Source organism: Pseudovibrio sp. WM33 (assembly GCF_001623165.1).
Lineage (GTDB): Bacteria > Pseudomonadota > Alphaproteobacteria > Rhizobiales > Stappiaceae > Pseudovibrio.
In genome coordinates this window covers 96,527-107,588 of the sequence record NZ_LMCK01000010.1, presented here as the reverse complement: position 1 = coordinate 107,588, position 11,062 = coordinate 96,527, and the positions used below count along the sequence as shown (strand labels likewise).

Below are 11,062 nucleotides of genomic sequence, written 5' to 3'. Positions count from 1 at the left end.
GGTCCGGCAAGCAAAGGAACAGACTGGCGGATACACGCCAGCTATGACCCTGCTGCCGGCTGCTTTACACATTTGGAGATCACTGATGTTCATGGTGCTGAGAGCCTGACCCGCGGGCCTGCCTTGCCGGGAGACATTCACATAGCTGACCGTGGATATGCCCAGGCCAAAGGATTGCATCGCATATTAGAAGATGGCAGCGACTTTATTGTCCGCACCGGTTGGCGCAAAGTTCGGCTGCGTCATATGAATGACACCCAATTTGATCTGTTTGCCATGTTGCCGGAAGCTGACTATGACAGACCGGTGGATTATCCGGTTGACATCAAGGGTAGCACAAAAGAAACAGATGTTCCCGCTCGCCTGATCATCCTGCGCAAACCACCGCAAGCCACCGAGCAGGAAAGAAAACGCCTTCGGCGCACGGCCAGCAAAAAGGGCAGCAAACTCAATCCGGCCTCACTCGTTGCCGCGGAGTACATGCTGTTGCTTACTTCATTGCCAGCTGAGGAGTTTGACGCCAACAGCATTGCCGAGCTCTACCGGATACGCTGGCAGATCGAACTCGCCTTTAAACGACTGAAAAGTCTCATTCATATAGACAGACTACCAGCAAAAGACCCCGCCCTGGCAAGAAGCTGGTTATTATCTCATCTGATCCTTGCCTTGCTGATTGAGCGTCAAAGTGAGGAATGCCTGTCACACGTGCCTCCTGACCAAAACCGGCAGGAGCGCACACCGTCTTTATGGCGAATAAACAAGTTGCTGCTCCAGGCTCTGCTCTCCGCCATACAGGGGATATGGGATACGAGTGGGATTACCGGAAAAGCAAGAAGCTTCTGGCGCGCTATGTGCGAGCCGCCAAGAAAGAGAAAAGTTCAACGAATTCCAAAACATAACCTCTTAAGTTAGCGCCTATGGGGCTATGCCCCGTACACCCCTCACCGTCAAAAGCTGGATAAGCTCTTGGGTCGTTTTTATGTCTGACCTAGCATTCGAAAAATTGACAGCAAAGAGACAATCACTCGTCCCAGCTTTTTCGCATTTCCCACGGGAATTTACCTTCTACCGGCAATCCGCAATGGTAGTAGAGCGGTTCGAGTGCTTCTTTCATGCCAGCAATATTGAATTCCTTTGTCATGTCACCGAATGCGGTTTCAATGCGAAACGTGACTTTGTTATGGTTTATAAAGCGATTAATATAGGCTTGAGCAGGGTAGCTTGTGATAACTGTAGCCTCTCCCCCCTCCACAAGAGTAAGTGCTTTAGTAAAGGGCGTGATATCCGGTTTTAGGATTTCAACACGATTGCCTGATGTTCCGTTTCTCGGTGAGAGGTCACAGTGCGGCCATACGACACCAAATCGGAACCCCTCATCATATTGGCTTCCGTCATATGTGCAGATAGCTATGAGACTGGGTCTTTGAACTGCCCCCGTTTTTGGACAAGATTCGGCAGTTCCTTCAGTCGAAATCGACAGCACCTCTAAGCCCGTGTCTGGGTTAGTATAGGAAAGCTTTTCCCAGTCAGCTCTTGCGCTACCAAGACTAACGAGCGCGATACAGCTCAGTGTGAGTGCGAAACGAGAAAAGTGATAGATGAAGTTTGATAGCTTCAAGAAATTTACTCCTACAAAAACAAATGTAAACAGGAATCGGGTTCGCCTCCTCTTGCTGCGCCTTTGTGCCTGATTGCTTTGCTCAAATACAGCTTTTCATTTCTAACAGCTCTGTTTCTTTGACCTTTCACATGCCGCCGATTGTGGCGGAAAATTCATATCTTTTGCAAAGGAATGTCTATGGCTGGACCAATCCCCATGGCGCTGGGGCCGTTTTTGTTTCATGCGCACGGCTTTGGCTATACCGAGCTGGAACGGACGCTGGAAACCCGGTGGGCCACGCAGGAAACTGCTGGACGTATGCATGCCCAGCAATGGACGGGCCCCGGTTCTGAAACCATTCGTATTAGCGGCGTGTTGTTTCCTCAGGAATTCGGCGGGCAAACAACGCTTGACGGTGTACGTCTTGCTGCAAAGCAGGGCGTGCCGTTGATGTTGGTTTCTATTGGCGGGCGGGTGTTTGGATCTCACACTATCCAAGGGGTTGAGGAAGCTCAAAGCCTTCACGACAGGATCGGCACGCCTGGGCAAAATGAATATTCCATCGAGCTGCTGGCCTACCCAAGCAGCTTTTTCAATGTGATTGGCGCTGTCGCTTCGATCTTTTAACTCAACTCACGGAGCATGCATGGCGGAACTGATTGAGGTGGACATGGAACGCCCTCTGGACCTGATCTGCTCACAGTATTACGGGCATACCAGGGGCAGCGTTGAAGCGGTATTGAAGGCAAACACCCACCTTGTGGGGCTCACACCTATTGTGCCACGCGGAACCAAGATCTCTATGCCGGTTTTAAGCGGTAATGAGACAACCACGCTGAAGCTTTGGGATTAGACAATGCGGCCAATCGTAAAAGTCTCTATCGACGGCAAACCCGTTTCAGGGTTGTTTCTGGAGCGCTTGATTTCCATCCGTGTGGTAGATCGCGAAGGTACGCGATCAGATACCGTTGATTTGGAACTGGAGGATGGTACTCCCTTTGTCGCCCTGCCAAAGCCGAAAGCGAAGATCAAGGTTTGGATGGGGTATGCCACCAGTGGTCTGGTGTACAAAGGCGAATATACGGCCAGCGAAATTGAGGTGCAGTGCCTGCCGTATCTCCTCAATGTGCCAGGACAAGGCGCGGATGTAACGGAAGACCTGAAGACCCAGAAAGAACGCCATTTTGACAATAAGTCCGTCAAAGACATTGTGAAGCAGATAGCCGGTGAGCACGGACTAAAGCCTGTCATTCATGATGCAGTTGCTGCCCACGTTTATGAGTGGCTCGGTCAGCAAAGTGAAACGGACATGCACCTGCTTGAACGGCTTGCACGTCGCCATGGTGCGTTGTTTGCTATCAAAGATGGCCGGCTGGTTTTTGCCGAAAAAGGAACCGGCAAAAGTGCGAGCGGAAAGGAACTTCCTGTTCAAACCATCTCGCAATCTCAGATCATTGAAGGGTCTTGCCGCGTGCGGTTTGGAGATCGTGGCCGGTACAAGACGATTAAGGCGTACTATCAGGACCCGAACAAAGCCCGCCGTGTCGGTGTTGAGGCACAGGGCGATAAGAACGGGAAGGGCACCTACAAGATCCGTGAGACCTTCAGCTCAGAAGGCGAGGCAAGAGAGGCCGCTAAGGCGCGAGCCAAAGAGTTGCTGCGCGGTGAAGTGACGACAACAGTTTCAATTGAGGGCAGACCAGATTTTCTGGCCGGACAACCGTTTACATATGCGGGTGTGCGTCCTGGCGTAGACGGGTTGGAGTTTATCGCAGAAGGCGTCACCCACAGTTACTCCAAAGGCGGTGGATTACTGACAGAAATCGAAGGTAAAGCCAAAGCGGGGAGCGACACTGCCTGACAGGCAAAGAATTGCATTCTCAGGCTATCAGGTTTGAATAAACAGCTTTAGCTTTTACGAAAACCAACCGTAGTTGATACCAATCAGAACTAGGATCACGATGGAAAGGCCGATAGAGGCAATTGCCAGTTTATCTTGCGTTGACATGATTGTGCTCCTATATTGTAAGCCAAGTAGACCCTCTGTGACAGAGAGGGCCTACCGGCTTCAGGTTACCAGTGGTGTATGATGTTCGCTAAGAGCATCAGGGCCACGATAATCTGAAGGAGAATTGCGAGAAGCTGTAACTTCATATGCTTTTCTCCTTTGTGGCGGGGATGGCCAATCCATCCCCATCACCACAAACTCTTTATACTGCATTTTGCAGAGACATTCAGCTCCTGGTTGCGCATTTTGCAACTCATCCACCCGCCCTCCGAGGCGGGTTTTTTATTGGAGTAATCCCCGTGAACATCACTGAACTTGAGAGCGTGGAGGGCTTTGCCGCCTTCTGCGAGGGCCTCAACCTGCGCCATTTTTCACCTCGTGAGCTGCTGAGCAAGGGGAAAGCGCATGAAACGCCCGTGCATCCTGGTTATGGCCTCAACGCAGATCCGCCTGCAGAGCTCTGGCCCAACATTATCCCCGCCATCACCATGGCTGATAGAATGAGAGAACACTTCGGACGTCCGGTTGTCATTCTCTCTGCCTACCGCTCTGCGGCCTACAACACGGCCATTGGCGGAGCCTCGCGCAGCCAGCACCTGAAGTTTGCCGCGCTGGATCTGAGCTGTCCGGGCGTCACCCCGCGAGCCTGTTTTGACTGGCTCAGCATCCAGCGCGATCGCGGCGTGTTCGTCGGTGGTCTCGGCCTTTACCGCAGTTTCATCCATGTGGACGGGCGTGGCACCAACGCCACCTGGGACAACTCCTGACGGCCACACCTCACTCATAAAAGGAACCTCTTTGATGCAACGGATCATTTCCCTTGCAATGGGCCTGTGTGCCCTTTGCTTTGTCGCCCTGAGCTTTGCCAGCACTGCGCTGGCCGCTGATGAGGGCAGTTACACCATTGACCTTGCTCCACTGGCAGAGGCTGTGATGCCCACGCTCATCGCTCTGCTGGGCGCGCTTGTTTCAGCGGCTCTGGCATGGGCGGCGCGATTGCTGCACCGATAACTGGGTGTATCGCTGGATGAACGTCACCGCAAAACTCTGGAGGAGATTGTCGTTTCCAAACTGCGGCAGATGCTGACAGATGCATATGAGGGCAACCGTGCTTCCATGCGCATCCACTCCCGGTCCCAGCTTGTGGCCGAGGTTGCGGGTTACGCCACCAGAAAAGCCCCCGATGCCATTCGCCATTTCAAGCTGCAACCGGATGATCTGGCCGAGTTTGTCTCTGGACGCGTGGGGCCCAGAACCTTGCAGAAAATCCAGCAGGGCGAGCGGGCAACCGGGCAGGGCAGCGCATGAGCCAGCTGCTGCGTGTCTTCCTCAAAGCCATGGTCGAGGCGCTGTTCAGCCGTCTTGACCGGAAGCGTGCCCAAACCCGCACCGATCGGCTTAATAAGACGGAGGAGCATCATGACTTTGAGCAGCGGGCCAGAGAGGCAGAGGCTACGGCTCATCGCGAGCTGCTGGATGATAGCCCTGATGATGTGCCTGAGCGCCTGCGCAAGCACGGGCTCTGATCCACCACAGCCACCCCAAAGCTATCACTGGCGCTTTCCCACTCCAACGCTCCATCCCTACAGCCTGACGTACTCCGCCGCTGTGGCACAGGAGCTGGAATCTTTGCCGCGGCACGCAAAGCTGCGGCAGATCACGGCGCACTATCAGGCCCTGCGGCGGGCTGTGTGTGCGATCGACACATGGCAGCAACCAGCCTGCCAAATCCTGAAAGGTCCCCATGAAACATCTTCTGACAACCATCCTGTGCCTGACGATCTGGGCGGGCACACAGCAGACGCTGGCCAAGAGCCGGACACTGCCCGGGCCCTACACCGCCAGGACAATTAAAGTCATTGATGCCGATACCCTGCGCGTGTTTGTGGAAGTCTGGCCCATGGACTTCAAACGCGTGGATGTGCGGCTGGAGGGCATTGATACGCCGGAAAAGCGCAGCACCGGCTGCACCGCGCTTTATGGTGGCAAAGCTGCGGACGTGCCGGCGCATATCAAGCAGCGGGAAAAGCAACTGGGCCTCAAAGCCACGGAGTTTGTGAAGGCCCATGTAAAGCCGCAGGACACCTTGCTGCTGACCGATGTGAAGCTAGGCAAATACGCAGGCCGTGCCGTGGGCAGGCTGGCCCTGAGTGATGGCAGGGATCTGGCTGACCTCCTCATCCAACACGGCCACGCGGTAACGTATGACGGCGGCACCAAAGCCGCACCGTGGTGTTTGGACAACTAAGCCAGCACACAAAGGACATGCATTGACCCGGCCTCGCAAGACGCCGGGTTTTCTTTTGCTTTGTTTTTGGAGGTACCATGAGCGACCCGTTACAAGCTGTTCTGGGAATTAAACTCGTGCACGTCTCAGCCGGTTTCTTTGGTGGTTTGGTGCGCGCCATCGTCTCTTCCAGAGAGGAGCGGGAGGGAAGCCGGTTTCTGTGGCTCTTAAGATCAGTCGGAACAGCAATTGTTGGAGCATTGTTTGCCGGCCATCTTACGCCGATTGTTGCACCTATCGTCTCCGGCTGGTCCAACGTGCGTGATGTTAGCGTAGAGGGCGCAACAGGCTTCGTTTTGGGCCTGTGCGGGCTGGCATTGTCAGAGGGCCTGATCAAAATCGCAAGGCGATGGCGGGAGAACCCGAAGCTCCCAAAAATCGAGAATTAAGCCGGCGGAACGACCCCTCAAAAAGCCGGTTTACGCAATACGTAATATCCCGAGAGCCCACCGATATTTGCAAGTTCTATACTGAAAACATTGCAGTAGTTACGTAGGGTAAGAATCAGTTATGCATGCAGTGTCGATAAGTATCCTAAGTACTTATTACGGCTAAATATTTCACTGCTAAATCGGGTGTTAAGACAATGGGATATCACGTTGGTGATCGAAACAATAATGACATTTCCGGGAATGAAGATAACGACGAAATTCGGGGTCTGACAGGCAATGACATGCTCTATGGTGAAGGCGGCAATGATTTAATCTTCGGCGGAGAAGGCCGGGATTATCTTGAAGGCGGAACTGGCAATGATCAGATGTCTGGCGGCAGCGATGACGACGCTGTCCATGGCGAGCAAGGAGAGGATCATCTCTATGGCGACCAGGGCGATGATTATCTCGATGGCGGCGGTGGGAATGATCATCTTTATGGTGGTGACGACAATGACACATTGTTTGGCCGCGATGGCAACGACCATCTTTATGAGAAAGGAACGCAAGGCACGGACACGCTCTATGGCGGCGCAGGTGATGACTGGTTGACCAGCTCCACAGGGGAGCAATCCTTGCTCTCAGGTGGTGCCGATAACGACCACATTGAATCCTACGGCAACCACAACACTGTTGATGGTGGCACAGGCGATGACACCCTCATTATTGATGGCACGGCCAGCCACAACACAGTCACAGGGGGTGAGGGCAATGACAGGATAAAGTCATTGGGTGCACACACAACCATTGAGGCTGGGGAAGGCGCTGACATCATCGAGACCGTCGGCAACGATGCTCTCATTGATGCTGGCGCAGGCAATGATGTGGTGCAAACGCGCGCAGGAACTGCCGAGATTGAGCTTGGCGCTGGCGATGATCAGGTCTTTCATTGCGAAGCTGGCATCGCTGTCATCAAGGATTCTGGCGGAACCAATGATCAGCTTCACTTTGGCAAATCAGAGGCCGCTGATCTGGGCTTTCTAAGGGTCGGCAATGATCTCCTGATCTCATCACAGGAAGACTTCGCAGACGGGCAGTTCGACACCGGTGTCATCCTCTCTGATTTTTATAGCAGTGAGGAGCATGTCAACGTTGTCTATGGAAGTGACGGACTTGGCTATGAGCTGAGTGACTTCCTGCTCTAACGACAGTGTAGACCCATTCAAAGCTCTGTTTGGATGGGTCTATGCCGGACGATAAGTGGTGGCGGAAGATACCGTTCTGCACACCACAGGAGAGACCCAGTATCTGACTATTGTTGATTGCAGTGAAGTGAGAGCGGATAAGTCATCCGGCGTCAGCCAAAGAACCATTTCCATGAAGCCATCCGGTGGAAAATGGCATGTCTCGCTCGCCTGTGATGACGATCCTCAAAGTGAAATTGAGCACATCAATGTTCTCAGGCTCAAGTAGTCTTGCTCTTGGCGGTAGCCAACGTGGTTTGGCTGCAGTTTTTAGCTTGGACTTCAATCGGATTTAAGTCCGATAGGTCTTCTTAGTGTATGGTAGGGAGAGTTGGCAGGGTTATCTCACGCCTTTAAATAAGATAATTAATACCCATATTCACACTATAGCCGTATAATTCGTCATGTGTAGTGTATGTATCTGCGGCATTAAAGTGCGCTTTAACCATTGGTACAATATCAACACGATATATGTTTTTATAATGCGTAGTGTACGTTTTGTATGGTAACAGTGATTCATAAACATAATAAGTAAGCACTATAAGAAGAGATGTTTGGAAGGTTGGAGATAAGACGATGTTAGCGTTGAAGTACCAGCATGCGGTAGTAGAAGCAAAGGCTGAATTCAAAGACGGTCACCGTCTTGATGCGGCTTCTGATGCTCCTAAGCGCGCTGCGGTTGCTCGGCCTGCATTTGTTGCACGCCCACGCAAACGCTCAACCCCTGAAGAAGCTTTTGCTCGTAGTGAAGCTAAATTTGCTGGCACCTTGAAGCGTCTAGGGGAGTAAGGGCATGGAGCCGCAGTGGCTCGAATTTGAGTTTATCGTAGAGTTAAATAGGCTCGCCGTTCAAAAGACCGGCGAGCCTTTTGGTATTATCGGAGAGGATAAGCTTCTCGGCGCTTTAGGCCGAGTGCAGACTCGGTGGCATTATAACGAAGAGCAAGATATTTTAATGCTCGGCATTTGTTTGCTAGAGAGTATCGCAAATGCGCATCCATTTTCTCAAGGAAATAAACGTACTGCATTTCAGGCGATGGAAGAATTTCTCTATATCAATGGTTACGACCTGATTGAACCTGAAGAAGAGTACTACCATGATGCCATTATACAGCTCATCACACATGAAATTCGGAGTGATGTCCTTTGGTATGTAATGGCTCCGCATATGCGGCCATTACCACAAGAGGAGACAGCAGAAATCGGCGATTTTCTAACCCGGCCGGGAGCTGCTCTCTAAAAACTCTAATTTTAACGCAGTAATTAGCTAACATAGCGATCACATTGTATCCTAGGCGCTAAGTTTTCAGCTTACTTTGAAAAGCATTGATACGTTGGAGAGCGTTTCTAGAAAATCTTATCTGAAATTATTTCAGAGATAAATCACTGACGACGTTTGATGTTTCCTCAAAGGCTGACGCTGGAACTCCCAATGTTGAGGAAATGATTGGAATGCCTAAGCTTAATGAACTGATGGTTTTGGAGGCAGACAAAATCCCTGCTTCATTAAGCATTTCGTAGGCTCGTTTTAGCATCTGAGGGCGTTCAATCGGCAATGTGCTGTCCAGAGGCTCTTTGGTTCGCCATTTCTTGTAGCTAATTTGCTTTCGCAGGCTTAACACTTGGTCGTCATCTAGAAGGCCAAGATCAGAACATCTGTACACCTGTGCTTGTACGGCAACCTTCCAGCGTTCCTTTAGTGTTACGAACGCATTCAGTCGTGCAGAGAATATTTCGTTCGGATAGCTGCTTCTGGGTAAGAGAAATGCGCCGGCAAAACGGTTAGCTTCGCTTTCTACGCGCTTTAGTACTTCCTTGTCTTCAAGTTCTTCAGAGCCAATGCCTTGGTGAAGTACCAAATGACCCAGTTCATGGGCCATATCAAAACGGCGACGGGCTGCGGTGGTTGCTTCACCTCCAATAGCTATGAAAGACTTATTCCCTGACCAATATGAAAAGGCGTTCACTTTGCCTTCAGTTATAGGCACAGAAGCGACGAACACACCTCTGCTCTCTATTAGTTTAGTGAGGTTGCCTATAGGGCCATCACCAAGTCCCCAATCGGCTCTTACTTTCTCGGCAGCTCTTTCTATCTCTTCTGCAGTATATGCTTCCCCTTGCTCCGGCTCATCGACTTGAGGAACTTGAAGAGATGGGAAGTTTACAGTCTCATCTAAGAACGCAACGATTTCACCAACCCACTTCGCCATCACGTCGCATTGCATATTTCGTTTTTTTGTGGCGGGTCCGAAAGCTCGGTATGTACGCGCACTGAGAGGGCCAAACGAATTAGCATCTTTGACAGAGAAAAAGGCAACAGGCTGCTGTAATACATTTGCGATCCGCACCAAGGTATCCGGTTCAGGCGACTTAGAACCCTGCTCATAGGCAGACACGGCTTGTCTGGATACACCAACTTTTCGCGCAAGATCAGTTTGCGTCAACGCTTGTGCAAGGCGTGCTTCTTGAATGCGGCTCGGATCAAGCTTTTTAGCTTGTTGCGCTGCACGAGGATTGGAAAAGAGACTGACAACTTTACTATTCATTTCCGCTATCTCGAGCCCACTTCTCAATTTGCTGCTTGAGAGTGATGATCGCTTCTTCGTCCTCAGCTTCCACAGGTGGCAGATCAGCTGTAATGATGTGTGGCGACAACATGAGATTTTCAGATTTATACAACCACATGCGTTTCGTGGGGTGTGCCATACCGATATTGGCGAAATCAAGCGTTTTGTGACCGTGAACCAAAACGAAACCGGGGAAACCTTCAATCCGGGTCTCAGCTTCTAACTCTGGGAAAAGTGAAGGAGAATTCGCAAATGCGTTATTCTGACGAAACTGAACATGGCGGGGTGGTTTATTAGGATTGTCCACGAGGCTCAATGTTAGAGTTGCCGCTTCAGTCCTTACGCGGAGGTAACGCCCAGTTGGCTTTGCATAGCTCTCCCAAGAGTAATCGAAGGGCCATTTCCCAGTTTCAATCAACCGTTCGAAAGCTAGATCAACAGCCCAGGAGCGCAAACGCCCTCTTTGATCTTGAGCGGAGGTAACAGATAAGATTGGGGCATCCTTTGCCAACTCGTTGGCAGCTGCATAGGCCTGCCTCAATGTTGTTGGAATCAAAGATCGATGAGTAAGTGACAATTGATCATTTAGGAAATGACTAGCTTCAATATGACGTGGCATTGAAATCTCGCTGTTCGTTGCGCCGTGAGTATTGCAACTATATATGAATTTTACCTTTATTTGTCAACCAGAGTAGATATATCATCTGCATGTGACTACTTTTTATGTCGATCAGCATTTCTTCGCTACTAGCCCACCTCCCTTGACAACCTTCCAATCCTCCGTCAACCTGTCCACGCTCGCTTCAAAGTGGTGAGCCGGGTTTAGCAGCTCGCATATGCACAAGGCGTCACCGCGCCAAAGAACCGTTCTTTTTGAGCGCGTTTTTTGTTGCGTCTATGGTCAGGCGCTATGGGAGGCTTCGGCCTGCCGGTTTACCTTGTGCACCGGTCTGCTAACCCGTGGTGTCTGGCCACCATTTTAGCA

Annotated in this window: 17 protein-coding genes; 14 read left to right on the top strand and 3 right to left on the bottom strand. The window is 51.3% G+C overall.

Translation table 11 applies throughout. The features are described from left to right. Positions 1 to 30: 30 nt before the first annotated feature. The gene (locus PsWM33_RS02620) at positions 31 to 912 is read left to right on the top strand and encodes a transposase (protein ID WP_275078542.1); all 882 of its coding nucleotides are present in this window, start codon (positions 31 to 33) and stop codon (positions 910 to 912) included. Positions 913 to 1,021: 109 nt separating this feature from the next. Here the strand turns inward: PsWM33_RS02620 and PsWM33_RS02615 are convergent, their stop codons facing one another. After that, positions 1,022 to 1,618: a hypothetical protein gene (locus PsWM33_RS02615; RefSeq protein WP_063299110.1), complete on the bottom strand. Its 597-nt coding sequence runs from the start codon at positions 1,616 to 1,618 to the stop codon at positions 1,022 to 1,024. A 180-nt stretch (positions 1,619 to 1,798) separates the two neighbouring features. Between PsWM33_RS02615 and PsWM33_RS02610 the strand changes: the two genes are divergently transcribed. The 13 genes from PsWM33_RS02610 (at position 1,799) to PsWM33_RS02550 (ending at position 8,750) form a co-directional block, all read left to right on the top strand. Then, entirely contained in the window at positions 1,799 to 2,227 is a 429-nt protein-coding gene (locus PsWM33_RS02610; protein ID WP_063299109.1) for a phage tail protein, read from the top strand. Positions 2,228 to 2,246: 19 nt separating this feature from the next. Further along, on the top strand, positions 2,247 to 2,453 hold the full coding sequence (locus PsWM33_RS02605; RefSeq protein ID WP_206598970.1) for a tail protein X: 207 nt from the start codon (positions 2,247 to 2,249) through the stop codon (positions 2,451 to 2,453). Between the two features lie 3 nt (positions 2,454 to 2,456). Further along, the gene (locus PsWM33_RS02600) at positions 2,457 to 3,461 is read left to right on the top strand and encodes a phage late control D family protein (RefSeq protein WP_063299108.1); all 1,005 of its coding nucleotides are present in this window, start codon (positions 2,457 to 2,459) and stop codon (positions 3,459 to 3,461) included. Positions 3,462 to 3,778: 317 nt separating this feature from the next. Beyond that, complete coding sequence (locus tag PsWM33_RS02595) at positions 3,779 to 4,375, top strand: D-Ala-D-Ala carboxypeptidase family metallohydrolase (RefSeq protein WP_193778352.1); 597 nt, start codon at positions 3,779 to 3,781, stop codon at positions 4,373 to 4,375. A 34-nt stretch (positions 4,376 to 4,409) separates the two neighbouring features. After that, entirely contained in the window at positions 4,410 to 4,619 is a 210-nt protein-coding gene (locus PsWM33_RS02590) for a hypothetical protein (RefSeq protein WP_063299106.1), read from the top strand. Between the two features lie 69 nt (positions 4,620 to 4,688). After that, positions 4,689 to 4,916, top strand: coding sequence for a hypothetical protein (locus PsWM33_RS02585; protein ID WP_063299105.1), 228 nt, complete (start codon positions 4,689 to 4,691; stop codon positions 4,914 to 4,916). Next, positions 4,913 to 5,134 (top strand): hypothetical protein, encoded by a 222-nt coding sequence (locus tag PsWM33_RS02580; protein ID WP_063299104.1) that lies wholly within the window; start codon positions 4,913 to 4,915, stop codon positions 5,132 to 5,134. The genes PsWM33_RS02585 and PsWM33_RS02580 overlap by 4 nt, the downstream gene beginning before the upstream one ends. Before the next feature lie 218 nt (positions 5,135 to 5,352). Beyond that, positions 5,353 to 5,856 carry a thermonuclease family protein gene (locus PsWM33_RS02575; protein WP_063299103.1) on the top strand — a complete coding sequence of 168 codons (504 nt, stop codon included), beginning with the start codon at positions 5,353 to 5,355 and terminating at the stop codon, positions 5,854 to 5,856. Between the two features lie 77 nt (positions 5,857 to 5,933). Continuing rightward, complete coding sequence (locus PsWM33_RS02570; RefSeq protein ID WP_063299102.1) at positions 5,934 to 6,284, top strand: hypothetical protein; 351 nt, start codon at positions 5,934 to 5,936, stop codon at positions 6,282 to 6,284. A gap of 197 nt (positions 6,285 to 6,481) precedes the next feature. Continuing rightward, positions 6,482 to 7,471, top strand: coding sequence for a calcium-binding protein (locus PsWM33_RS02565; protein ID WP_063299101.1), 990 nt, complete (start codon positions 6,482 to 6,484; stop codon positions 7,469 to 7,471). A 58-nt stretch (positions 7,472 to 7,529) separates the two neighbouring features. After that, a complete protein-coding gene (locus tag PsWM33_RS02560; RefSeq protein WP_153039885.1) occupies positions 7,530 to 7,739 on the top strand; it encodes a hypothetical protein in 210 nt (69 codons plus the stop codon). 347 nt (positions 7,740 to 8,086) lie between these two features. Beyond that, positions 8,087 to 8,299, top strand: coding sequence for a hypothetical protein (locus tag PsWM33_RS02555; protein WP_063299099.1), 213 nt, complete (start codon positions 8,087 to 8,089; stop codon positions 8,297 to 8,299). A 4-nt stretch (positions 8,300 to 8,303) separates the two neighbouring features. Continuing rightward, entirely contained in the window at positions 8,304 to 8,750 is a 447-nt protein-coding gene (locus tag PsWM33_RS02550) for a type II toxin-antitoxin system death-on-curing family toxin (RefSeq protein ID WP_063299098.1), read from the top strand. Positions 8,751 to 8,877: 127 nt separating this feature from the next. Here the strand turns inward: PsWM33_RS02550 and PsWM33_RS02545 are convergent, their stop codons facing one another. Further along, positions 8,878 to 10,056 (bottom strand): ImmA/IrrE family metallo-endopeptidase, encoded by a 1,179-nt coding sequence (locus PsWM33_RS02545; protein WP_063299097.1) that lies wholly within the window; start codon positions 10,054 to 10,056, stop codon positions 8,878 to 8,880. Next, on the bottom strand, positions 10,049 to 10,696 hold the full coding sequence (locus tag PsWM33_RS02540; RefSeq protein ID WP_063299096.1) for a hypothetical protein: 648 nt from the start codon (positions 10,694 to 10,696) through the stop codon (positions 10,049 to 10,051). The genes PsWM33_RS02545 and PsWM33_RS02540 overlap by 8 nt, the downstream gene beginning before the upstream one ends. Positions 10,697 to 11,062 lie beyond the last annotated feature (366 nt).

Bases quoted from the DNA above. Each gene is read 5' to 3' on its own strand.
- PsWM33_RS02565 (WP_063299101.1), top strand. From the start codon at position 6,482: ATGGGATATCACGTTGGTGATCGAAACAATAATGACATTTCCGGGAAT.
- PsWM33_RS02550 (WP_063299098.1), top strand. From the start codon at position 8,304: ATGGAGCCGCAGTGGCTCGAATTTGAGTTTATCGTAGAGTTAAATAGG.
- PsWM33_RS02610 (WP_063299109.1), top strand. From the start codon at position 1,799: ATGGCTGGACCAATCCCCATGGCGCTGGGGCCGTTTTTGTTTCATGCG.
- PsWM33_RS02570 (WP_063299102.1), top strand. From the start codon at position 5,934: ATGAGCGACCCGTTACAAGCTGTTCTGGGAATTAAACTCGTGCACGTC.
- PsWM33_RS02540 (WP_063299096.1), bottom strand. From the start codon at position 10,696: ATGCCACGTCATATTGAAGCTAGTCATTTCCTAAATGATCAATTGTCA.
- PsWM33_RS02575 (WP_063299103.1), top strand. From the start codon at position 5,353: ATGAAACATCTTCTGACAACCATCCTGTGCCTGACGATCTGGGCGGGC.
- PsWM33_RS02605 (WP_206598970.1), top strand. From the start codon at position 2,247: ATGGCGGAACTGATTGAGGTGGACATGGAACGCCCTCTGGACCTGATC.
- PsWM33_RS02600 (WP_063299108.1), top strand. From the start codon at position 2,457: ATGCGGCCAATCGTAAAAGTCTCTATCGACGGCAAACCCGTTTCAGGG.
- PsWM33_RS02595 (WP_193778352.1), top strand. From the start codon at position 3,779: ATGGCCAATCCATCCCCATCACCACAAACTCTTTATACTGCATTTTGC.
- PsWM33_RS02545 (WP_063299097.1), bottom strand. From the start codon at position 10,056: ATGAATAGTAAAGTTGTCAGTCTCTTTTCCAATCCTCGTGCAGCGCAA.
- PsWM33_RS02580 (WP_063299104.1), top strand. From the start codon at position 4,913: ATGAGCCAGCTGCTGCGTGTCTTCCTCAAAGCCATGGTCGAGGCGCTG.
- PsWM33_RS02555 (WP_063299099.1), top strand. From the start codon at position 8,087: ATGTTAGCGTTGAAGTACCAGCATGCGGTAGTAGAAGCAAAGGCTGAA.
- PsWM33_RS02585 (WP_063299105.1), top strand. From the start codon at position 4,689: ATGCTGACAGATGCATATGAGGGCAACCGTGCTTCCATGCGCATCCAC.
- PsWM33_RS02590 (WP_063299106.1), top strand. From the start codon at position 4,410: ATGCAACGGATCATTTCCCTTGCAATGGGCCTGTGTGCCCTTTGCTTT.